Raw genomic sequence first — 23511 nt, 5'->3', positions numbered from 1 at the left:
TGAGAGCGGCGATGAGTTGGATCGAAGTGAATGTCTTGGCGCTGATCCATCAGTACGGTGCAGGCGTGCTGTTCGTGTCGCTGACGCTAGAGACTTTGGGGCTGCCATTGCCGGGGGAAAGCGCGCTGATCTTAGCTGCGACTCTAGCCGGAACAGGAAAGATCAGTATTTGGGCGGTGGCGATTTCGGCGTGGTGTGGCGCGGTGTTGGGCGACAATATCGCATATTTCATCGGCCGCAGATATGGCCGGGTGGTGGTGACCAACTATGGTGCTCGGTTTGGGGTGACGGAAAGTCGTTATGCCAAAGTGGAGGCGGTGTTCGCGCGATATGGTCCGCTGATGGTGATTGCGGCGCGGTTTGTGGTGTTGCTGCGCCAGATGAACGGGCTGGTAGCGGGGACGGCGGGGATGCATTGGCTGAGTTTTCTAGCCGCCAATGTGGTGGGCGCGGCGCTTTGGGTCGGGTTTTGGACCGTGTTGGCCTATCACTTTGGCCATTCAGTGACGATACTGCCGTTTATTGGGCGACATATCGGGTTGGTCGCTTCGGTGCTGGTAGCCTTGGCTTTGCTGGGCGCGTTGGTGGGCTATCTGCGTTTGCGCAGTGGGCCCAAGCCATAACGGCTTGAGCCCGTTGGCTTTGGGTTACTCCATAAACCAGCCGTGGCTGACGATCATCGACTGGCCGGTCAGCGCATTGGTCGGGAAGGCGGCGAACAGGTAGGCGATTTCGGCTACATCTTCGACCGTGGTGAATTCCTTATCGACGGTGCCGCCGAGCATGATTTTGTTCACCACGTCTTCTTCTGAAATGCCCAAGGTTTTCGCCTGCTCGGGGATTTGTTTTTCCACCAGCGGGGTTTTCACAAATCCGGGGCAGATCACATTCGTGCGCACACCATGTTCAGCGCCTTCTTTGGCGATCACGCGGGCGAGGCCCAGCAGCCCGTGTTTCGCGGTGACATAGGCCGATTTCAGCGGTGAGGCTTCTTTGGAATGCACCGAGCCCATGAAGATGATGGAACCCGACCCGGCCTTATACATATGTGGCAGGCAGGCCTTGGAGGTCAGGAACGCGCCGTCGAGATGGATCGACAGCAGTTTTTTCCAGTCATCAAACGGGAATTCTTCCAGCTTATGCACGATCTGGATGCCCGCGTTCGACACCAGCACGTCGATCTGGCCCCATTGGTCAACCACCTGCTGGATGCCTGTGTTGACAGCGGCCTCGTCGGTGACGTTCATCTCAACACCAATCGCCGTGCCGGGGCCCTTTGCGGTCAGTTCTGCTGCGGTGGCTTGAGCGGCATCAAGGCGCAGATCGGCGATCACGACTTTTGCGCCATCGGCGATGTAGCGTTCAGCAATGGCTTTGCCGATACCGCTGGCGGATCCGGTGATGACGCAGACTTTGCCGTTCAGACTCATGGGGAAGGACATGTTCAGGCTCCTGTGGTGAAGGGGGTTAGCGATTTGGGGCGAGGTAATCATGCACCACGCGGCCCAGACCAAGCGTTAGGTCGGTTAAAATATGGGTGGCAGACAGAACTTCGCGCACTGGCAGTTGCGTCAGCGGGGCCATCGCGTGATCGTGCAGCTCCAGCCCGGCGGGACCTTCCCATGCGCCTTTGACGGTGATGTCTTCCAGCGAGTATTCAACCAATTCGCAGATGCGCGGGGTGCAATCGACATGGGGGATGATTTTCAGCAGGAAGGTTGGAACTTGCAGGCTTTCCAGCACCTTCGCGGGATCAATCGCGCGGTGCTTGTAGCCCATCGTTGCGGATGCCACCTGCACCGAGCCGACATCAAGGGTACCAACGAGAGTGTCTTTTTCAACCCGCATCCGAGGTTCGGCGAGTTTCTTCGGAAAACCCCAAATCTCACGTCCGCCCGCGATGGGGCTGTCATCGTTGAGAAACATCGCATGTACGTAGCTGCCCTTGCGGCCATTGAATTCAACCGGGATGACTTGCCCGGTTTCGGTGTAATCGCCAAAGCCCGTGCTGTCGGGCATCCGGATGAATTCGTATTTCACGATCGGGTCGATGACTTGCAAAGGTTCGGGGACCACGGCGCGCAGGGCTTCCATATCGGTGCGGTAGGTGATGATGAAAAACTCGCGGTTCACAAAGCGGTAGGGACCTTTGGGATAGGACGGGCTGGTAAGCGGCATGGCAAAAGCGCGGCTGGTGACATCGGCGATTTTCATGGGACGCGGCCTTTTGGGTTAGCGATTTGAAAGGTCAAACACCTGCACGCACTCGGTCGCGCGGTGGCGGTTCGTCCAGTCGTGGTGATTAACGGTATGTTCTGCATCGGCCTTTCCGGCCTGCCAATGGTCCAGCATCGAGGTACGGGAGAATTCGTAATCCTTTGAGCCGCCTTCATATTTTGTCGGGCGGTAGATCAGGTGTGCGATGGTGATGTGCGGGTCGGAATTGCCTGCGACCAGCGCTTGCGCGTCGGGGTCGGATTTCATCTCGGGCGGCAGCTTGTCGTAAAGTCGGCGTGCTGCCGTACCCATATCATTCAGCCGACGCATCATATCGGTATTAAACCGGGTTCGGCTGGAGAAGCGGATTTCCTTCTCGCGCACTTCACTGTGCCAGACCGAAGTGGGAAGCGTGCCGCGGGCACTGAACAGATCAACTTGGAACACGCAGAGATCGGCCTGCGATTTCTGCTCGTCCATCACATATTGCAGCGGCGTATTGGAAACCAAACCGCCGTCCCAGTAATAGGCTCCGTCAATCTCAACCGCCGGAAACCCCGGCGGCAGTGCGCCCGAGGCCATAATATGTTCAGGGCCAATGCGCTGGGTGGCGGTATCAAACCACGTCATATTGCCGGTTTCCACATTGACCGCACCAAGGCTGAGGCGGACCTCACCACTGTTGAGGCGGTCAAAATCCACCAAGCGTTCCAGCGTGGCGCGCAGCGGGGCTGTATCATAGAAACTGCTAGCGCCGACGCTGCCCTCTGGCATCAGGGCGGCGGGGGGGAAGCGCAGATCAAAAAAGCCGGGGACGCCAGCCAGCGTGGTGGCCGAGGCACTGAACTGGTTCAGCAATGCCCGCGCCCAGATGCCGTCGAGTAGGGTGGCGGGCAGGGATTTAGAACTGGCTTGCTCCCAAAACTCCCGCAGCTTTTCCACACGTTGATGTGGCGCGTTGCCCGCGATGATGGCGGCATTGATCGAGCCAATGGAGATACCCGCCACCCAAGAAACATGGCGGGCTTGCTTGACCAGCCCCTCATAAGCTCCGGCCTGATAGGCGCCGAGTGCGCCACCACCTTGCAGCACAAGCGTGATACATTCTTCGGAACTGGCGTCGGATTTAGAGGCGGTGCGGGCCATCACGAGGCTCCTTTCAAGGTCAGATCAGCGACAAGCGGCAGATGGTCCGAGGCGCGTCTGGCCTCGGGCGTCAGAACGGCCCTGATGTCGCGCAGGGTGAAATCATCAGTCAGCGCGATACGGTCTAGAGCGGCCACTGGCTTACGCGCGTGAAACGTAGGCGGGCTTGGTAACACCCGGAAGTCAGGGCCGAGGCCTGCCAAGTGTGACAGGCCGGACCATTCGTTGAAATCCCCCGCCACAAGCCGGGCGCTTATCTGCGAATGACCAGTGAAGGCGCGCAGTGCCGCCAGTTGACGGCGACGCGACGCACGGATCAGGCCAAGATGGGTGCCGATCACGCTGATGTCCCGACCTTCAAAGCGCAGATCCACCATCACCGCCCCGCGCGGCTCTAGTCCCGGCAGGTCGATGTGGGCGGTGGCTAGCAGCTCAATGCTGTCGCGGATCAGAATGGCATTGCCGTGCCAGCCCAGACTGTCGCGACCATGCGCGAACACCACCGGGCGGAAGCTGCGGCCCTCGAACAGTGCGGCGGGCAGCGCAGGCGGGCGCAGACCCAGCCGCATATCTGCCTCTTGCAGCAACACGATATCGGCATCCAGCGCCTCGATCACCCGCAGAGTGCGCTCAGGATCGCGGCGGCGGTCGTTGCCAAGCGCTTTGCGGATATTGTAGGTGGCGACGCGTAGGGAAATTTTCGTCACAATATCGGGGCCCCCAGCCGAAAAATCCCCTCGGCAAAACGGCGGAGCAGGCTTGGTTTGACAACGCCTTGGGCGCAGCGCGGTTCCAGTGCCCTGAACCAGTCGCGCAGTGCAGTGACGGTGGCGGCATCGTAAAGCATCAGGGCAGATTCAAAGTTCAACAACATGGATCTGACATCGAAATTCGCCGAGCCGACCCAAGCTAGATCGTCGATCATCCCGGCCTTGGCGTGCAGCATGCCTTGCCGCAGCCGCAGGATCACGCAGCCCGCCGCGTGCAAATCTCTCAGATAGGCGCCGCGTGCGAGGTCGGCCACCCATTGGTTAGATGTCTGCGGCAGCATGATCCGCACATCCACCCCACGTCGGGCTGCAGTGCCCAAGGCTTGCAGCAGCGCTTCGGTCGGCAGAAAATAGGGCGTGGTCAACCAGATCGAGCGTTCGGCGCGGTGAATGGCGCAGACCAGCGCGTCATGCAGCGCATCGTCGGGGGTGTCGGGCCCAGACGGCACCAGTTGCGCGGTGACAGTCCCTATGGGCGCATTTCGCGCGATCAGTTCCCCGTGCGCAGAGCCAATCACATCCCAATCAGCCGAAAACACGTCGATATAGCTCTGCACAGCCGGGCCTTGCAGACTGAAGCTGAGGTCGATCCAATCCTGCCCTTCCACAAGATAAGCAACGCCAATGTTGCGCCCGCCCGCCCAAACATCGGCCAGATCCGCAATCACCATCTTGCGGTGATTGCGCAGGTTGAGATGACCATTGCCGACCCGATGCAGAAAGGGCGACAAATACCGCACCTCACCCCCTGCTGCGCATAACCGCTCCAGCGCCGCTTTCGGGCGGTGCAATGCGCCCAGTCGATCAAGGATCAATCGAACCGCAACCCCGGCTTGGGCCCGTTCGATCAACGCTTCGATGAAATCGCGCCCCGAGGAATCGTCATCCAGCAGGTAAAAGGTGATATCGAGCCGAGTCTGCGCCTGTGCAATCGTGCGAAACAGCGTGGTCTTGGCGACTTCGGGCGTAAAATGCAGAACCAGACCATTCCCATCCGAGGCGGCAGGAATTCCGAAAGCTTGCAAGGCCTTCGCGACGGGTTGCGGTGTTGGCGTGGCCTGACGCATCGGGCCAAACCTGATCGGTGGAAAACGCGCGCTTTGCTTGCGAAACCCCAGCGCCAGAAACACTGGGATCGCCACATAGGGCAACAGCAGAATGAACAATAGCCAAGCTGCAGCCGATTGTGGCGAGCGGCGTTGCTGCACCACGAACAACATCGCAAGGCCGACCAACACGACACCAAGGACAACAAGGAAATAGGAAGCCAGCCAGATCAACGCATTGCCTCCGTTCACACCCGCAAAGCTAAGCTATTGAGATCGTCGTTGCCGTCACGCAAGACTCGGCGCTGCCTTGCTAGACGCAACATGACCCTCTGTCGGCCATGCGCAAGGCCGTGTTTCCAATAAGCACGAAAACGTGGTTTGCGCGTGAAGTGGTGCCGCGCCGCGTCTTGTCGCTTGAATTCCCAGCAGACAATGCTATCAGCCGCATGTTCGGAATGCGGGGCTGGCTGTTAAGCTGGCTAACTGCATCCCAAGCATGGAAGTGTGGCCGAGTGGTTTAAGGCTCTAGTCTTGAAAACTAGCGTGCGGGGAACCGTACCGTGGGTTCGAATCCCACCGCTTCCGCCAACCATCCTTGAAAACATTGAATAAATCTGGGTTTATTTTTCATACCCATCTTTCAACCCATCAACTGCAATGCGTCTGATTGCAACGCTTTTTGCGATGTCTACAAGCTTCTCAGGCACCGCAACAGTCGTCTGAACACCCATATCTGAATCACTCATGGCGGTTTGCCGACCGAAGCAGATGCGGCATGCCTATCGCGGCATCTGCCTGCCGGGAGCTTACCCTCGATCAAGGCGCATCATTTTCGGCCCCATATCCAACTAAGGGGCGAAATGCTGGCCTTCGGGCCCCGACATGAAGGGTAGTCGTAGAGTCGAATCCAACATTCCAACTGTAAGGCCGAGCCCAGTTCACCGCGCCAAATTGATTGTTTCTGCCCCGCATCAGGCAGTCAGCATCAATTGTAGCGACTCCCAAACACTGCTTGGCTCGTCATGTGAACGCAGTGATGCGGTCGGAGCAATCGTGTCGCTGCGCAAATGACGTTCGCGTACGTGGCCACAGCTTATGTCTGGCACTCATGCATCTGGTAGCAATGAAGAGCTAGTAAAGGCTGGCAAAGTCTGGCAGCCTCAAATCAGTCATTTCGAGAAGGAGCAGGTCCATGACGGACCCTATTCTCACTTTGCCAGAGGTCGCAGTTTTGTTAAAGGTTGCAGAGAAGACTGTGTATACCATGGCACGCAGCGGTCAGATTCCAGCCTTCAAGGTTCGCGGTCAATGGCGATTCAAGAATGATGATATTGACCGATGGATCGATGAACAGAAGGCATCCGTAAAAAGCTACCTCGGGAAAGGTGCTGCGGATGTCTGAGCATTTCTTCAAAAAGCCTATCCTCAACTCTCCATATGCCTGTCCGGGCAGGCATTGGGAGTTGGATCCCGATGGTCAGCCGACCAACCGCATCCTCGATCACCGACGGCGATCGGATCTCATCACACCGGTTCCAAAGACCAAGAAGCAACGGCAGAACACGAAGCAGGCCGCCCTGCTGCTTGGTGCAAATGACGATCTTTCTACGACTGATCAGGAGTACAACCCGACCCCGATCATTAACGAGGTTCGGGGTTATGTTGAAACATGGCGCAGTTTGCCAAATCCTGATCAATGGCTGGTGACGCCGGAGACAGCGCGTCTGATGCAGCATTGGCGGCATCACAAGTTCGAGGGCATCCGCCCGTTTTTTTGCCAGATCGAAGCGGTAGAAACTGCCATCTGGCTGACCGAAGTTGCACCCAAAATGGGTCCGCGTGTGGCCAAGTTCTGGACGCATATCAAAGGCGCGAATGAACAGGCCAACCCGGAACTGATGCGCCTTGCGCTGAAATTGGCAACCGGGGCGGGCAAGACCACAGTTATGGCGATGCTGATTGCTTGGCAGACGATCAACGCCGTACGCCATCCGAATAGCAAGCAGTTCTCAAGCCGGTTCCTGATTGTCTCTCCCGGCATTACTATCCGCGACCGGTTGCGCGTTCTGCTGCCCAACGATCCCGAAAGCTATTATCGCAGCCGCGAGATCACGCCGCCCGACATGCTGCGCGACATCCAGAGCGCCAAGATCGTCATCACCAACTACCATGCCTTTAAACTACGCGAAAAACTGGTGATCGCCAAAGGCACCCGCCAGGCACTGGAAGGCTGGCGCGGTGACAAGGTTCAGACCTTGGAAACCGAGGGCGAGATGATCCAGCGGGTTATGGGTGACCTGATGGGACAAAAGAACATTGTCGTCATGAATGACGAAGCGCACCACTGCTATCGCGAACGGGTCAAAGACGCCGACGGCGAGCCTGCAGACGATCTGAAGGGCGACGACAAAAGCGAGGCCAAGGAAAATAACGAAGCCGCCCGGATGTGGATTTCCGGCTTGGAATCCGTAAAGCGAAAACTGGGCATCAGTCTGGTCTACGATCTGTCTGCAACGCCGTTTTTTCTGCGTGGATCGGGGTACATCGAGGGCACCTTATTCCCTTGGACGATGTCGGACTTCTCGTTGATGGACGCTATCGAATGCGGGATCGTTAAGCTTCCCCGCGTGCCGGTAGCCGACAATATCCCGGGCGGCGATACACCCAAATTTCGCAACCTTTGGGAGTATATCGGCAAAAAACTTCCCAAGAAGGGCCGCATCGGCGGCAAGGCACTCGATCCGCTCAGCCTGCCTGCCGAATTGCTGACTGCTCTAGAGGCCCTCTACGGGCATTACGAAAAGACCTTCCACCTGTGGCAGGAAGAAGAAATTGGTGTTCCACCGGTGTTCATCGTCGTCTGCAACAACACTGCGACATCGGAACTGATCTATAATATGTCTCGGGTTTTGACCGGATCAGTGACGACGGGACCGAGACGACGCTGGAAAACGGTCGCCTCGCGCTGTTCCGGAACTACGACGATTTCGGCAACCGGATGCCGCGCCCGAACACCATCCTGATCGATTCAGCCCAACTAGAATCCGGCGAGGCGCTGGACAAGGATTTCCGCGAGATGGCCGCGACGGAGATTGGGCAGTTCAAGCGCGAAATGGTCGAGCGTACGGGTGACATCACCGCCGGTGACAAGATCGACGAATCCACCCTTCTGCGTGAGGTCATGAACACCGTCGGCAAGAAGGGCAAGCTGGGCGAACAGATCCGATGCGTCGTATCTGTCTCGATGCTGACCGAGGGCTGGGACGCCAACACTGTCACGCACGTCCTTGGCGTGCGCGCATTTGGCACGCAGCTTTTGTGCGAACAGGTCGTCGGCCGCGCACTGCGTCGCCAGTCGTATGAGTTGAACGACGAAGGTCTGTTCAACGTTGAATACGCCGATGTTCTTGGCATTCCCTTCGACTTCGCCGCCAAACCTGTCGTGTCGCCTCCGGCAAAGCCCCGTGAAACCGTCCGCGTCCATGCCGTCAAACCAGACCGCGATGCGCTGGAAATCACCTTTCCCCGCGTTGAAGGCTACCGGGTCGAACTGCCTGACGAACGGCTGGAGGCGAACTTCGGCCCCGACCATGTGCTGGAACTGACCCCGCAACTGCTGGGGCCATCCAGCACCACCAATCAGGGCATCATCGGCGAGGGTGTCGATTTGACCTTAGCGCACCTGGAAGACATGCGCTCATCCACCATCCTGTTCCATCTGGCGCGGCACCTGCTTTACACCAAGTACCGCGACCCGGGCGAGGAACCAAAGCTGCACCTCTTCGGTCAGTTGAAGCGCATCACGCGGCAGTGGCTTGATGGCGGCTACTTGAAATGCACCGGCGGCACCTATCCCGCCCAGCTGGTCTACAAGGAAATCGCCGATATGGCGGCCGAGCGGATCAAGGCGGCCATCACTCTGACCCTCCAGGGCGAACACCCGGTCAAGGCCATCCTCGACGCATACAATCCAACTGGCTCCACCGCGCTCGTCAACTTCACCACCTCCAAGGAACTGCGCTACCATACCGCACCGAACAAATCCCACGTCAACTGGGTGGTCTGCGACAGCGATTGGGAGGCGGAATTCGCCCGGGTCGCCGAAAACCACCCGCGCGTGCTTTCCTACGTCAAGAACCAAGGGCTGGGGCTGGAAGTGCCCTACCTTTACGGTTCCACCCCCCGCAAATACATCCCCGACTTCATCGTGCAGATCGATGATGGCCGCGTTGATCCCCTGAACCTGATCGTCGAAATCAAGGGCTACCGGGGCGAGGATGCCAAGGACAAGGCCAACACCATGCGCAGCTATTGGGTGCCTGGCGTGAACAACCTTGAAAAATTCGGGCGCTGGGCCTTTGCCGAATATACGGCGGTTTACGAAATGGAGGCGGAGTTCGGCAAACTGCTCGAAACCCTCGGCGCAGGTGAGATGGTAATAGAATGAATGCCTTCGTCCGTCAGCAACGCCAGCAACAATCGGCCTTCTTCAACCGCTTCGATGGCGACAGCCTCTTGCCCGATGTAACCTATCGGACCAAGCCCGAGCATTTTGACCTGAACCTAAATCCTGTATACGCATCAGCATTGGTTGAACACTTCGCCCTCCCTGGCAATCCTATCCAGTGGCATCAGCATAAGAACCATGCCCTGTCCTCCCAAGTCTGCTGCGTGAATTTCCTCGGCCCGCTGATGCACCGTCCCGACCCTCTCGCGTTGGTCATGAAAACCGCCCTCGGGTTTGATCGGCTGCAAATGGTTCCGGTCAGCGAGGATCGGCACGGAACGCCTATCTTCGTCGATTTCGAATGGGTGGGGGCCGCAAACCATCTCGGCGAATGGCCCGCCAATGGTCGTGCAACACGCGGTGCCAATGCGACCAGTGCCGATGCCGCCGTTCGCCTGTGCGCGCCGGATGGAAAGCTGACCACTGTCCTCATCGAATGGAATTTTACCGAAACCTATGGCCAACCGATCAACGTTCGCGGCAATGGAACACGTTTAGGCAGATATGCCAAAAAAGCGTTCTTTCCCAACGGCCCGTTCCTTAACGATCTTGGCTTGCAGATGCAGGACTTCTTCTGGGAGCCGTTTTACCAACTTGCCCGGCAACAGATGCTCGCATGGCGCATGGAACGCGCCGCCGAGGGTGGCGCTGATCGCGTCATGGTGCTTCATATCTCCGCCGCCGGTAACGCGGCCCTGCACAAAGTGACCGCGCCAAGACTGAAGCCACTGGGGTCGGACGCCTTCGATGTTTTCCGCACCCTGCTTGTCGAACCCTCGCGCTTCCAAGCCACCAGTATCGAACAGGCCTTCCTCCCGGTAATCCGCAGTACCATTGCAGCGGATCCGCAAGACCCTTGGGCCGCCTATCTTCTTGATCGTTATGCCTTCCTCGGGGAGTCAAATACATGAAACTGAAACCCGCACTCACCTTGGAAATGTTCTGATGGCCAAAAAACCCATCGAGGTCCAAACCCTCACCCACGATGCCACGCGCAAGAACATTCCGACGGCGGAATTTGAATCGATCATGCGCGAGCAGGACAAGACGCCGATCCAGCTGGCCTACGAACGCCGCAACCGCGATCTGGACCCGCAGCTGGTCTGGCGCGGCAAGGATGAACAGGACTGGTCCGACCTGATCGTTCAGGCGCCCCCCTTGTACATTCAGGAAAAGGTCCACCCCCGCGTCATCATCGACGACCTGAAACGCGAATCCGCCAATCGCGCCAAGGCCACCCGCGACGCCCCGCAATTCGACATGTTCGCCGATTTCAACGGCCTGCCCGATGCCGAGGCCGCGACCGAGTTCTACCAGCACGATCAGCACTGGTCGAACCGGATGATCTCGGGCGACAGCCTGTCGGTGATGGCGTCGCTGGCCGAGCGTGAGGGGCTGCGCGGTCAGGTCCAGTGCATTTATTTCGACCCGCCCTATGGCATCAAGTTCAACTCCAACTTCCAGTGGTCCACCACCTCGCGCGACGTCAAGGATGGCGACAAGGGCCATATCACCCGCGAGCCTGAACAGGTCCGCGCCTTTCGCGACACCTGGAAGGACGGCATCCATTCCTACCTGACATACCTGCGTGACCGACTGACCGTGGCGCGCGATCTGCTGAGCGACAGCGGCAGCATCTTCGTGCAGATCGGCGACGAGAACGTCCACCGCGTGCGGGCGCTGATGGATGAGGTGTTTGGGGATGAGAATTTTATCAGCCAAATCAACTTCAAGAAGACAAGTGGCACCGGGGCGAACTATCTGGACAATGTCTATGACACCAACCTCTGGTTTGCCCGAAGTAAAGACCGCCTTAAGTTCCGGCGCCCGCTCCAAGCAAAATCCGACGACCTGTTGGCAACCCAATACACTGGGCGAGACGAAATTCGCCAGAACTTCAATCTCGGCGACCCTGCCTATTTGCCGGGGGATATGAGTTCGCAGGGTGCCAGCGAGGCGGGGACTTACGGCTTCGGCTTATCCGGTCAAGAATTTGAGCTTCCACCGAATACACACTGGAAGGCATCCCGTGGTGGCATGCCTCGGCTCGCTAAAGCCAATCGCTTGATCGGGATCGGTAAGCGCGCTCGCTACAAGCGTTTTGCAGACGATTATCCAATCGTGACTTTCAACAACACTTGGGACGACACTGTCATTTCGGGCTACGCCGACGCGAAGACATATGTCGTGCAAACTTCGCCAAAGGTAGTGGCCCGCTGCATCCAAATGGCGACGGACCCCGGCGATCTGGTGCTCGATCCCACATGCGGCTCTGGCACCACGGCCTATGTCGCCGAACAATGGGGGCGGCGCTGGATCACCATCGACACTAGCCGAGTCGCCATCGCCCTCGCCCGGTCCCGCCTGATGGGCGCGCGCTTTCCCTATTACCTGCTGGCCGACAGCAAGGAAGGCCAGGCGAAGGAAGGCGAGATCACGCGCACCCCGCCCAAGTCCGCCCCCACCCACGGCAGCATCCGGCAGGGATTCGTCTATGACCGCGTGCCGCACATCACGCTGAAATCCATCGCCAACAACGCCGAAATCGACGTGATCTGGGACCGCCTGCAACCCGCCGTCGACGCCGCCCGCGAGGCGCTCAACACGGCCCTGTCCGGCCACCCCACCCCGTTCAAGGTAGAGGTCGGCGGCCGCGCCGGGGCGAAGGTGGACTTCACCGCCAGTGGCGAGGTGAAGCTGCCATCCGGCGAGCTGGCCCCAGCGAACGGGTTGATGGAATGGGAAATCCCGCGCGAGGCGCCCTCTGGCTGGCCCGCCGCCGCGCAAACCGCCCTTGTCCAGTTCTGGCAGGCCCGCATCACCCGCCAGCGCGAAATCGACGCCAGCATCGCCGCCAAGGCCGAGTTCGAGTTCCTGTATGACAAGCCCTTTGCCGACAACAGCAAGGTGCGCGTCGCGGGCCCGTTTACCGTGGAAAGCTTGTCCCCCCACCGCACCCTCGCCGTCGATTGGGACGACGAACTGATCGACACCTACGAGGCCGCCGAGGGCAAGCGCAAGGCGGCCGAGGCCCCGCGTGACTTCACCGATTTCGCCCATATGATCCTGGAAAACCTGAAAGCCGCAGGCGTGCAGCAGGCGCACCGCGAGGACCGGATCACCTTCACCGCCCTGAAAGGCTGGCCCGGCAACTGGATCGCCGCCGAGGGCACTTTCATGGAAGGCGACACCCAGCGCCGCGCGGGCGTGTTCATCGGCCCCGAGTTCGGCACCGTCTCACGCCCCGACCTTGTGGCCGCCGCGCGCGAGGCTGGCGACGCCGGTTTCGACGTGCTGATCGCCTGCGCCTTCAACTACGACGCCCACAGCAGCGAGTTCGACAAACTGGGCCGCATCAAGGTGCTGAAGGCCCGGATGAACCCCGACCTGCATATGGCGAAGGACCTGAAGGCTACCGGCGCAGGCAACCTGTTCGTGATCTTCGGCGAACCCGACATCCGCATCGCCGATGAAGGCGATGGCATGGTGACAGTGCAGGTCTTTGGCGTCGACGTCTTCAAGCCGCAAACGGGCGAGGTGCAATCCGAAGGCACCGACGGCATCGCCCTGTGGATGCTGGACACCGACTATAACGAAGAATCCTTCTTCGTCCGCCACGCCTATTTCCTCGGTGCCAACGACCCCTAGGCTCCAGACCCATTAATTTGCTTGAGGCTGTCTTGCCTGCATGATTCAAGTTCCCGAACTTGGGGGGCACTATGAGCAATCTTTACTGGCTGAGCGAAGATCAAATGGCACGGCTTCGGCCGTTCTTTCCAAAGAGCCATGGCAAGCCACGCGTGGATGACAGGCGCGTTTTGAGTGGGATAATATTCATCAATCGTAATGGCTTGCGGTGGTCCGACGCGCCGAAAGAATACGGCTCTGCGAAGACCCTCTACAACCGTTGGAAGCGTTGGGGCGACATGGGCGTCTTCGCCAGGATGATGGAAGGATTGGCCTCTGAGGCGACAGTTCCGAAGACTGTTATGATCGACGCGACCTATCTCAAAGCACACCGCACGGCTTCGAGCCTTGGGGTGAAAAAGGGGGGCGAGGTCGACTGATTGGCCGAACCAAGGGCGGTATGAACACGAAACTGCATGCTGTCACTGATGAAAACGGCCGCCCAATCAGCTTCTTCATGACAGCGGGCGAGATCAGCGATTATACAGGTGCTGCGGCCTTACTGAGCAGCTTGCCAGCTGCGGATTGGTTGCTGGGCGACCGTGGTTATGATGCCGATTGGTTCAGAGATGCGTTGAAAGACAAAGGGATAAAGCCGTGCATCCCGGGTCGGAAGTCCCGTATCGAGCCTGTGAAATACGACAAGCGACGCTACAAACGCCGCAATCGCATCGAGATTATGTTCGGGCGTTTGAAGGACTGGCGACGGGTGGCAACCCGCTATGACAGATGCCCGAAGGTCTTCCTGTCAGTCGTAGCCCTCGCAGCAACCGTCTTGTTCTGGCTTTGATGATCAATGAGTCTGGAACCTAGCAACGTCGGACTTAGCCAACCTTTAGCCTCTCCAACCAACTAGCGGTTGAAGTTCAATGAATGCGCAGCAACTGAAAATTCCTATCGAGAGTCCGCTGTTTCGCAGCGAGGTCATCGCAGGCTTTGAATGCGGCCTTGTTCATCATGGCCGCCACGATCTGCTGGAAACGACACGGCACACGCCACAGCAGCGGATGTATGATCACTACCGGATCGCATGTGATCACGGCATGATGACCGTCCGGGATGGCCTTGTTCCGGGCCATAACGCAGTCGAGCGGCTGAGGACGGCGCAGGCAGCTGGGATGCAAGGCATCTGGGATTTGGCGCATTATCATCGCAATACTGACCCGGTGCGCTGTGCCAAAATTGTGGCTGACGCCGCGCTATCCATATCGGGAACCGAGCGGTTGTGGTTGTGTCCTGTCAACGAACCGTCTCTTTACCCTTTCATCGCGGGCATGCCGCAAAGTGAAGCGGTTCGTATGGCGGTAACAATGGCGCGGGTGGCGCGCGACCATCATCCCAACATAGGCATCCTGACCAACGACCCCATAACGGGTGTCGGTGAGCGGCAGTTTGCCGCGACCGATGCCATTGTGTCTGCGGTTTCGGTCGATGTGATTGGGGTAAATTACTATCCCCATACTGCCCGCACGATCTTGTCGAAAGTGCTGCTCAAAACCTGGCGGCGCTACAAAAAGCCGATCATGGTGGCGGAGACGAGCTGGCACGACGGCCACCCCATTCACGACCGCCGTCATCCCGGTTTTCATAAAGGGAGCTGGTTGCACGAAGTGCTGGCCCAGGTGGAAATCGCGCGACTGCATGGCGCAAAAATCGCTGGGATCTGCTGGTATCCGATTGTCGACTGCCCACCTTGGCACGCGCCTAGATCACAGCGCCGCTGGAGCCACGGTCTTATTCGGAGCGATCTGTCGGTGGACCCGGCCTTGTCTGCTGCGCTGGTCGGGATGCAAAGGCAAAATGCGGCTTAGGCTCCAGACCCATTAATCGGCTTGAGGCCGTCATACTTGCATGATTCAAACGCCCAAGTTTTGGGGGCGCTATGAGCAATCTTTACTGGCTGAACGAAGACCAAATGGCGCGGCTCCGGCCGTTCTTTCCGAAGAGCCATGGCAAGCCGCGTGTAGATGACAGGCGCGTTCTGAGCGGGATTATATTCATCAATCGCAATGGCTTGCGCTGGTGTGACGCCCGGAAGGAATATGGCCCAGCCAAGACCCTCTACAACCGTTGGAAGCGGTGGGGTGAAATGGGCGTCTTCGCCCGGATCATGGACGGATTGGCTTCCGAAGCCGCCACATCAAAAACGGTGATGATCGACGCAACCTATCTCATATCGCACCGAACGGCTTCAAGCCTTGGGTTGAAAAAGGGGGGCGCGGTCGTCTGATTGGCCGAACCAAGGGCGGCATGAACACCAAATTGCATGCCGTCACCGATGAAAACGGACGCCCTATTCGCTTCTTCATGAGCGCTGGCGAGATCAGCGATTACACCGGCGCGGCGGCATTGCTGAGCAGTCTTCCATCTGCTAAATGGCTTCTAGCAGACCGGGGTTATGATGCGGACTGGTTCCGTGAAGGCTTGGAAAACAAGGGAATAAGGCCATGCATTCCTGGCCGGCAGTCCCGCACAAAGCCTGTCAAATACGACAACCGCCGATACAAGCGTCGTAATCGCATCGAGATCATGTTCGGCCGTTTGAAGGACTGGCGACGGGTAGCAACACGCTACGACAGATGTCCGAAAGTCTTTTTCTCAGCCATCGCCCTCGCCGCAACCGTCTTGTTCTGGCTTTGAAAATCAATGAGATGCTGTAACGGGGCCTGCGTTGCGCACTGCCTGTTACCGCTTGCAAGATCAGGGGCAAGTTGTCGACCTTCCCGTATTGGATCCACAAGGAGGACTACGGGATGAGACTGTTTGTCGGGTTGGATGTATCGCTGGCAAAGACCGCGATTTGCGTAGTCAGCGAGCATGGCAAGATCGTGAAAGAGGCGCAGGTCGCCAGTGAACCTGAAGTCTTGGTGCGTTGGGCCCGAGAACAGGAGGGCACTATTGCCGCGATCGGCCTCGAGGCTGGGCCCTTGTCGCAATGGCTGCACCGTGGGCTGAGCGGGGCAGGTCTGGATGTCGTCTGATGGAAACCCGTCAGGTGAAGGGTGCGCTGAAGGCCATGCCAATCAAGACGGATCGGCGAGATGCCGAAGGTATTGCGCGCCTTCTTCATCTTGGCTGGTTCCGGCCGGTTCATTGCAAATCCGTGTCGGCACAAGAGGTCCGAGCCGTGCTCGGGGCACGGAAAGCCCTCCAGCAGGGCATGATCGCCCTGGAAATGTCACTACGCGGGCTGCTGCGTAACTTCGGGCTGAAGGTTGGTGCCATCTCCCGCGGCCGGTATGAACATCGCATCCGCGAACTGGCAGAGGGCAATCCGATGCTGGAGGCCGCGACAGGACCGATGCTTCGAGCGCGGGCATCGCTGCGACTGGAACTAGCGAGATTGGAGCGCCATGTTCGCCAACTGGCGCAGGAGGATCCAGTGTGCCGACGGCTGATGTCGATGCCCGGAGTGGGTGCGGTTGTCGCGCTGACCTACCGATCAGCTGTCGATGATCCCGCCCGGTTCACGTCTTCCAAAAAAGTCGGACCTTGGGTCGGCATGACACCGTCACGAAACCAGTCTGGCGAGCGCGATGTCTCAGGCGGCATCACCAAAGCCGGCGATGTCAACTTGCGCCGCGCATTGTGCCAAGCCGCGACCGTGATGATGCACCGTGGGCGTTCAACCTGGCTGAGAACGTGGGCGGCACAGGTTGCCCGCCGCCGTGGCGCGAAGCGCGCCATGGTTGCCTCGGCACGGCGTATCAGTGTCATCCTTCACCGGATGTGGGTTGATGATACCGATTTCCGATTAGACACCGCAGTGGCTCTCACGGCATAGACACTTGCGATTCCAACCGTTGCCTGTCTGACAGCAGGCCTTCGAGGTCCCCCCAGGGACGTGGTTCCGATGATGCCGTGGTCCGGACTGTTGCCGATCAACGTCGAGCACGCCTATGAGATGGGCACATCGGAATTGCATTTGAACCAGCATCATGTTGGCAGCCATCGCGCTGACCACGGACCGAAGCATGCACCCGGGATGATCTCAGATGAAGGCGGCGATAACCGAAAGACAGCGGAGAAACAAAACATGGTCAAAACCGCGATCATGCGGACGGATGCACATGCCGAAAAACGCTTGACTGGCACGACCCCGTTACCGAAGTCTGGAGCCTAGCACTCCCGCAGTCTTGACGACAAAAAGCATGTTGGGATGCGCAACGGCGACAGCTGAGTAGCTGCAGTCGCCATTAGAAAAAGGATGTTCATCGTCTTTTTGGCCGTGGTGGGTTCTTCGACGGATCTTCGACATCCATTTCCCAAAAGTTGCTGAACTCACACGTGCGGATCAACGCCATCACCTCTTCAATCGGTGCACGCCATTCGCCAAGCCACAGCGCAATATCGTCATCGCCTTCAGTAGCAGTGGCATCCGGTCGATGATTGCAGAGATCAACCGGTTCGCAGGAACCGTCACTTGCACAAATTCATGCTCCGGGCCGCGACCGACATCGAACTGATCGTAGATCACGCCGATGATGGCGGGGCGGCCTCCCTTGTGTAGAATGGTCCATTGCTGCGTCCACAACTTTCCGGGCCGCTCGCCATCTTCATAGGCCAGCGGCACCTCCCGGCCTTCGTTGAAGGTCTTGGCAAAAGTGATGCCGCGTCGCAGTTGAAATGCGTCGGTGAGCGTCCGCAGTTGATGAACCGTCTCACCCCGCGCGTGCATGTGCTTCGGCGTCCGCCGCCCATCGCCGCGCCGATCCGTGAAGCCCCAGTTCATTGGCGTGATGACGCGCTCACCGTTGCGATCCAGATGCACCACCGGCACCGCGCGCATCTGGGTGAAGGTGCGAACTTCATCGTCGACCCGCGCTGCAAACAGATTTGAGAACTCTTGGACTTCGCGCCACGACGCCATCTGGGTGAACTTGCCGCACATTGGAGACCTCGACGAAGAACGCTAGTTCATTAAGACAATACGTGAAAATTGTCAGAAGGCTAAGCTTGAGGACAGCAATTGCTGGAAAGCTAGCTCCGCGCCGCGCCGCGAAGATTTTGCCACGGCGGTAAAGCACTACATCGGAAACCACGGTAAAATTAAAGCAGCACACCACCGCGACAGATAGCGAGTTTTCATTCTGGAACGTTCATTCTATCATGCCTTGTCATTGTTTAGTCTTCAGCCCCCAAATCGTCGCACTTGGGGGCGTTTTGAAGCCTTCAATGTTATGATTTTGAAGTGCCTTGGGCATGAATGTTATCATTTTGAAACTTGGTAGAAACCGGTCTATCGCGTCAGAAAATCGGGGCCCGCCGAAACCCGGGACGAATAACCCGCCGAAACCCGGAACAAGCTGTCTCGCAGGTTAAAATAGATATATAAATCAAATGTATATATGGCTGCACTGGCCCAAGTCGGTTTGGCCCGGCATCGATTTCTGGGGAACCAGCTTTGCCATAACCCGGAACAAATTCGCATCACGCTCAGAAACCGACGACTTTGAATGCTTCGATCTCAAGGCAAAACGGGTCGAAAATGATGCAGGATGATAACATTGATTTTGCCATGTCGAGAAAGAGCGTTGAGCAAGCGAATTTGGAGCTTTGCGCTATGGGCCAGAACCACTTCGGTCGGGGTCACCCCAGTGAAACAGGATGATTGTGGGCAGAGAGGATACTGAATTTGACAGCGCTTTTGACTTTACCGGTAAGACAGGTGACCGATCCGGTCGATCATAGTTACCCGCAACGCCTTGCCCAACAATTCCCTTGCCAGGCGCAGCCAGATTGGTTTCCTGGTCGCATGACAAAACTCGTTCTTTTGCACAAAGCAGATTCGATTTACGATGACGAACCGGACGTCGTTTACGACTTTCCAAAGCCATATCTCAAAGCGGTCGAGGCGGCCGTCGGGGATTGGGTGATTTACTACGAGCCGGTCAAAGCTGGTCCTAGGGGATATTTCGCGGTGGCGAAGATTTCGAAGGTCATCCCCAAGCCGGGCGTCCCCGACCGATACCTGGCGTTGATCGAACCAGGCAGTTATCTGCCCTTTGACCGCAACGTGCCCCGCCTTCTTGACGGCCGGCCGCTTGAGACGTCGCTGATGGACACAAATGGCCTGCCAAAAAAGGGCGGCTCGGTGCAGCTTGCGGTCCGTCGTTTGCCGGACAGTGATTTCGCCCAGATCATCGACTACGGCCTGCCCCAAGACCTTGAGCAGATCGAGGCCAGCCGTTATGCCCCACAGCGGCGCGAATTCGACGCCGGTGCCGAAGTGTTCCAACGCCCGGTGCTGGAACGTCTGACCCGCCGCAAATTTCGCGATGTGGCTTTCAGCCGTCGTGTACGGGAAGCCTACGGCTATCGCTGCGCCATGTCCGGCTTGCAAATCCGCAATGGCGGCGGACGCCCGGAGGTTCAGGCCGCGCATATCCGGCCCGTGGAACGGGACGGCAGCGATTCCATTCGCAACGGGCTTGCCCTGTCTGGAACCTTGCACTGGATGTTCGACCGTGGGCTGATATCTGTGGCCGAGGATTGCGAGACGCTTCTCGTCTCAAGAAACAAGGTTCCTGCCGAGGTGGTGGACCGCCTGCTGCACCCCAGTGGCAGGCTCCTTAAACCCATTGATGCCCACTACGCCCCGCATCCCGAAAATCTGCGCTGGCACCGCGAGAACATCTTTGGGCAAGCCCTGAAAGATGAGCAGACGCCCTGGGGCTAAGACGTCGCAGTTGCAGTTTTTTGGACTGTTTCGGCGGCAGTGGCCGGCGGTTGGGGCGAAAGGCGGAAACCGTTGAGTGTGGGTGACTTCACCCATGGGAATGCTGTCTGCCCGTTTTTAACGGCGTGCGGAATTTAGAGCATTTTCAGCGAGATGCGACGACGCGCGGTTGCGATCAAAGCTTTAGCCTGGTCTGTGGCCCCCGCGCTGCCTCAACCAATCCAGCTAGTAGGATCATGGCGGCTTTCCCAATCGAGCGCAAACGGCTGATAGCGATGCAATGCGCTTTCATACGAAAAGGGCGGAGAGCGGTCTGACGGCGGTGCGGCGTAGCATTTGCAGCATCAGGACTAGAGCGGACGCTCGCCCTGCTACGTCAGCCGCCAGTCCGGAATGGAACTAGAGTGTTAATTTCCATGCAAAAGTGCGCTGGCTCACTTCTAAGTGGAAATCAACAGCGGCCAACAACGCGCCATGGTGTAATAAAGTGCAACCGAAACCGATCAGCACGTGCAGGCACTGGCTTAAATCACCCGGAAATCTGTTAAGGGATCGGGGAGTAGATCATCATCGCCGATTTTACACCGCAACGCATTGACGGCAAGATTTCAATACAATCCGTCAATCTCGACCGGAAGGCGGCGGACTGGTTTGGGTTCTGCCAGCAGGCTTTTGGGCTCACCGGGATTGGATTCGATCGCTTTCAGGCGCTGAAAGCGGTTGTCTGCCACCGCGGCCACATCATTGCGCGACCGCAGGATGGTCGGGCGCAAGAACACGAACAGCGTCTGCTTGCGCGATGAGTCGGATTTTGAGCGGAACAGGCCGCCGACAATCGGCAGTTTGCCAAGCCCCGGCACCTCTGATCTGCTGCTTTGACGGTCATTAGTGATCAGACCGCCCAGCACGATGGTGCCGCCGTTATCCGCCAAAACCGTTGTCTTGATGCTGCGGCGGTTGGTGACGATATCGGCTGCCCCCGCGACTGCGGCGGTGGCGAGGGAGGAGACTTCTTGGGTGATGTCCAACTGGATCACATCGCCTTGGTTTACCCTTGGCAGCACCCGCATGGTGATGCCGACATCACGCCGCTCAATCGTGCTTTGGGTGTTGCCGTTGCCCGTGAATGTGCCGGTGCGGAACGGTACGTTTTGGCCGACAACGATCTCGGCCGCCTGATTGTCCAGCGTGGTGATGCTGGGGGTAGAGAGCAGGTTGGCTTTGGTTGATTGGCCAAGCGCTTGTAACAACAAGCCAAATTTATCCTGCCGCGACAAACCAATCGAAAGCCCCGATGCGGCAACTCCGACCGCAGCGGGCGAGCCAAGCAAGGTGAGAATGTTGTCCAAAGTAGGACCATTCGGTGAAAACGAGGTAGCCGCAAAGCCTCCGGGCGGGGCTGCGCTGCCAAAACCAAGCTGCACGCCAAGTTGCTCTGATATATCGCCTGACACTTCAACAATCGCGGCTTCGATCAGCACTTGCGGGCGGCGTTGATCCAATTCGGCAATCAAAGCCGCCAGATCAGATTGCACTTCACGGCGGGCACGCACCACAACCGCATTGGTTTCTATGGCTGGTTGGATGGTGATATCTTCAGCGGCAAGCGACGTCACGGGCGGCGGGCTTGGGGGCGTATCAACGGCCGGTTCACCCTCGCCGCCAATTGCAGCGTCGGGCGGCAGCGCTTCGGCCACGGGGTTGCTGACCACACTGCCAGAGCCGATCAGGCCGCGCAGAACCTCAGCCATCGAAGTCGCATCGGCGTAACGCAGTTTGTAGACCCGCGTCACCGGCACGGTTGAGGGAATGGCTTTGCCCGGCACATCCAGCTCGGCCACGATGCGCTGCACCATTTCATAGGTTTCACGGTTTGATTTCAGTAACAAAACGTTCGAGCGCGGATCGACGGTGACGCGCGCCACGCCGCCTTCGGTGCCTGAAGATTTCAGGACGCCGTCAACTGCGGCCCCCACCGCCACCACATCGGCATTCCTGACTTGGATCGAGAACACCTCTTGCCCGGTGTCGGCGTCTAGAGCCAAAGCGATGTCTTCGATCCGGCGGACGTTTTCTGCGGTATCTGTGATCACCAGTGTGTTGGTATCTACCACTGCCTCAATATAGCCAAAGCTGGCCACCAGCGGGCGCAAGGCACCCACGGCGGTCGTCGCAGGGAAATTTTTCAGTTGGACAAGCTTGGTGACAACGTCAAGGCGGCCAATATCATCGCTGTTCGCAATCACACCGCCGCCCTCACGGATCGCGGCTTGCGGCACGATCCGCCAAAGTTTGCCAGATGGCAGAGCCGCAAAGCCCTGCACTGCGAGCACCGATTGATAAAGCTCCCACACACCATCTACGTTCAGCGGTTCGGTCGAGATCACCGTGACAGTCCCTGTCACATTCGGATCAAGCACCAAAGTCCGCCCAGTGATGTCCGAGACCTGTTCTGACAGGGTGCGAATATCGGCGTCGCGCAGGTTGATGACGAAAGTCGCTGGTTTTGGCATGATCTGCGCGATGGCAGGGCTTGCAAACTGCAAAAGCAGCGCAATCAGGATGGAGAGAATGACAAAAGGTATTTTCAAGGCTGCCTCTGATTAACGCAAAGGAAAGGACATAACGATGGTCTGTCCGTCCCGAAGCAGCTCTACACGTGCGCGACCCGATGCGGCCACTTGATCAAAATAGCTTTGATCTGCCGGGATGTCGCCTACTTTTTGGCCGTTCACAGTCGTAACCACATCGCCAGGTTTAAAGCCTGCCTGCTTGACACCGCTTGAGGCGTTTTCAGTCACCCGATAGCCCTGAGCAGTTGCTTGCAACCCGAGCCGATCCAGCACCCCCTGAGCATCCATTGCGATGGCGGCACGATAGCGCGCAATAACGGCGTCAGGCTCGTTTGAACCTGCAGCGGGTGTGGCAGCGGCTGCCGCCGAAGGGATCAGATTGCGTAGATCAGGGCCAGCATTATTGACCACAGCCGCGGCGTCACCGCGCTTGGCGAAGGACAAAGTCTCTAGCCGCCCGCCCACATCCAACACAACATGATCCGCCTCGATCGCTGCCAAGGTGGCGGTGGGGGTGATATCCTCGTCAATGTAAAATGCGCGGGCGGGACCAGTGCCGCCTGCAATGATAGCGCGCGATCCTGAGGCGGGTTGTGCAAGCGTGACGCCAAGCAGAACTAGCCCCAGACTGGTTTCGCCCGACAGTTCCTGCACCGGAGCTTGCACGACCGAAGTGCCAAAGGGCATGAAGCTCAGAATCGGCGTCAGATCAAAGCGTGCGACTTCGGCAGATGGGGTTTGAGTTGACGCCGTACGCACGCCTGCATCGTTACCGCTAACCCGCCAGAACACTGGCCCGGCCGATGCGCCCAGCGAAATCGAGGTTGCCGCCGCCAGCGCCCAGATCGGCAGTTTCGGAATGCGCGCGATCATTGAGAAACCC

General features: G+C 58.3%; 17 protein-coding genes, 1 tRNA gene and 2 pseudogenes. 11 read left to right on the top strand and 9 right to left on the bottom strand.

What is annotated here, in order from left to right; genetic code table 11:
• Positions 1-11 precede the first annotated feature (11 nt).
• Positions 12-623: a DedA family protein gene (locus AKV04_RS11485; RefSeq protein WP_054006562.1), complete on the top strand. Its 612-nt coding sequence runs from the start codon at positions 12-14 to the stop codon at positions 621-623.
• A gap of 24 nt (positions 624-647) precedes the next feature.
• Here AKV04_RS11485 and AKV04_RS11480 read toward each other — a convergent pair whose 3' ends face one another.
• Genes AKV04_RS11480 through AKV04_RS11460 form a run of 5 tightly spaced genes read right to left on the bottom strand, consistent with a single transcriptional unit; the run spans position 648 to position 5413 of the window.
• Positions 648-1442: a 3-hydroxybutyrate dehydrogenase gene (locus AKV04_RS11480; RefSeq protein WP_235815620.1), complete on the bottom strand. Its 795-nt coding sequence runs from the start codon at positions 1440-1442 to the stop codon at positions 648-650.
• Positions 1443-1467: 25 nt separating this feature from the next.
• Positions 1468-2214, bottom strand: a complete 747-nt coding sequence (locus AKV04_RS11475; RefSeq protein ID WP_054006561.1) for an acetoacetate decarboxylase — start codon at positions 2212-2214, stop codon at positions 1468-1470.
• A gap of 18 nt (positions 2215-2232) precedes the next feature.
• Positions 2233-3363 (bottom strand): DUF3734 domain-containing protein, encoded by a 1131-nt coding sequence (locus AKV04_RS11470; RefSeq protein ID WP_054006560.1) that lies wholly within the window; start codon positions 3361-3363, stop codon positions 2233-2235.
• Positions 3363-4070, bottom strand: coding sequence for an endonuclease/exonuclease/phosphatase family protein (locus AKV04_RS11465; protein WP_235815619.1), 708 nt, complete (start codon positions 4068-4070; stop codon positions 3363-3365). The genes AKV04_RS11470 and AKV04_RS11465 overlap by 1 nt, the downstream gene beginning before the upstream one ends.
• A complete protein-coding gene (locus tag AKV04_RS11460) occupies positions 4067-5413 on the bottom strand; it encodes a phospholipase D-like domain-containing protein (protein ID WP_054006821.1) in 1347 nt (448 codons plus the stop codon). Before AKV04_RS11460 ends, AKV04_RS11465 begins: the two co-directional genes overlap by 4 nt.
• 267 nt (positions 5414-5680) lie before the next feature.
• Between AKV04_RS11460 and AKV04_RS11455 the strand changes: the two genes are divergently transcribed.
• Positions 5681-5770, top strand: a tRNA-Ser gene (locus tag AKV04_RS11455).
• A gap of 32 nt (positions 5771-5802) precedes the next feature.
• Here the strand turns inward: AKV04_RS11455 and AKV04_RS27550 are convergent.
• Positions 5803-5928: a hypothetical protein gene (locus AKV04_RS27550; RefSeq protein ID WP_268871790.1), complete on the bottom strand. Its 126-nt coding sequence runs from the start codon at positions 5926-5928 to the stop codon at positions 5803-5805.
• Between the two features lie 446 nt (positions 5929-6374).
• On the opposite strand from AKV04_RS27550, the gene mads1 reads away from it, so the two are divergent.
• The 8 genes and pseudogenes from mads1 (at position 6375) to AKV04_RS11405 (ending at position 17160) form a co-directional block, all read left to right on the top strand.
• Complete coding sequence (mads1, locus tag AKV04_RS11450) at positions 6375-6584, top strand: methylation-associated defense system helix-turn-helix domain-containing protein MAD1 (RefSeq protein WP_054006559.1); 210 nt, start codon at positions 6375-6377, stop codon at positions 6582-6584.
• Positions 6577-9629, top strand: a pseudogene (locus tag AKV04_RS27845) (BPTD_3080 family restriction endonuclease). Before mads1 ends, AKV04_RS27845 begins: the two are co-directional and overlap by 8 nt.
• Positions 9626-10600 (top strand): PGN_0703 family putative restriction endonuclease, encoded by a 975-nt coding sequence (locus tag AKV04_RS11440; protein WP_054006558.1) that lies wholly within the window; start codon positions 9626-9628, stop codon positions 10598-10600. The pseudogene AKV04_RS27845 and the gene AKV04_RS11440 overlap by 4 nt, the downstream one beginning before the upstream one ends.
• 118 nt (positions 10601-10718) lie before the next feature.
• The gene (locus AKV04_RS11435) at positions 10719-13337 is read left to right on the top strand and encodes a site-specific DNA-methyltransferase (protein ID WP_235815616.1); all 2619 of its coding nucleotides are present in this window, start codon (positions 10719-10721) and stop codon (positions 13335-13337) included.
• A gap of 71 nt (positions 13338-13408) precedes the next feature.
• Positions 13409-14166 (top strand): IS5 family transposase gene (locus AKV04_RS25580; protein ID WP_156317498.1). Its coding sequence is split into 2 segments (ribosomal slippage): positions 13409-13727 and positions 13727-14166, totalling 759 coding nucleotides; the frame shifts between segments, so codons are not numbered across the junction.
• Positions 14167-14245: 79 nt separating this feature from the next.
• Entirely contained in the window at positions 14246-15187 is a 942-nt protein-coding gene (locus AKV04_RS11420; protein WP_054006555.1) for a glycosyl hydrolase 53 family protein, read from the top strand.
• Positions 15188-15258: 71 nt separating this feature from the next.
• A protein-coding gene (locus AKV04_RS25575; protein WP_156317497.1) for an IS5 family transposase occupies positions 15259-16016 on the top strand; the annotation gives its coding sequence in 2 pieces (ribosomal slippage) (positions 15259-15577 and positions 15577-16016; 759 coding nt in all).
• Positions 16017-16129: 113 nt separating this feature from the next.
• Positions 16130-17160 (top strand): annotated as a pseudogene (locus tag AKV04_RS11405) (IS110 family RNA-guided transposase).
• 519 nt (positions 17161-17679) lie between these two features.
• Here the strand turns inward: AKV04_RS11405 and AKV04_RS11395 are convergent.
• Positions 17680-18267 carry an SOS response-associated peptidase family protein gene (locus AKV04_RS11395; protein WP_082351613.1) on the bottom strand — a complete coding sequence of 196 codons (588 nt, stop codon included), beginning with the start codon at positions 18265-18267 and terminating at the stop codon, positions 17680-17682.
• A 744-nt stretch (positions 18268-19011) separates the two neighbouring features.
• On the opposite strand from AKV04_RS11395, the gene AKV04_RS11390 reads away from it, so the two are divergent.
• Positions 19012-20055 carry an HNH endonuclease gene (locus tag AKV04_RS11390; RefSeq protein ID WP_235815615.1) on the top strand — a complete coding sequence of 348 codons (1044 nt, stop codon included), beginning with the start codon at positions 19012-19014 and terminating at the stop codon, positions 20053-20055.
• A gap of 608 nt (positions 20056-20663) precedes the next feature.
• Here the strand turns inward: AKV04_RS11390 and gspD are convergent.
• Both gspD and AKV04_RS11380 read right to left on the bottom strand, forming a co-directional pair.
• A complete protein-coding gene (gene gspD, locus AKV04_RS11385) occupies positions 20664-22646 on the bottom strand; it encodes a type II secretion system secretin GspD (RefSeq protein ID WP_054006549.1) in 1983 nt (660 codons plus the stop codon).
• Between the two features lie 12 nt (positions 22647-22658).
• Entirely contained in the window at positions 22659-23501 is an 843-nt protein-coding gene (locus tag AKV04_RS11380) for a type II secretion system protein N (RefSeq protein ID WP_054006548.1), read from the bottom strand.
• Positions 23502-23511 lie beyond the last annotated feature (10 nt).

This window comes from Cypionkella psychrotolerans (assembly GCF_001294535.1).
Taxonomy (GTDB): domain Bacteria; phylum Pseudomonadota; class Alphaproteobacteria; order Rhodobacterales; family Rhodobacteraceae; genus Cypionkella; species Cypionkella psychrotolerans.
The sequence above is the reverse complement of the archived record's forward strand: the minus strand, read 5'-3'. Positions and strand labels throughout refer to the sequence as shown.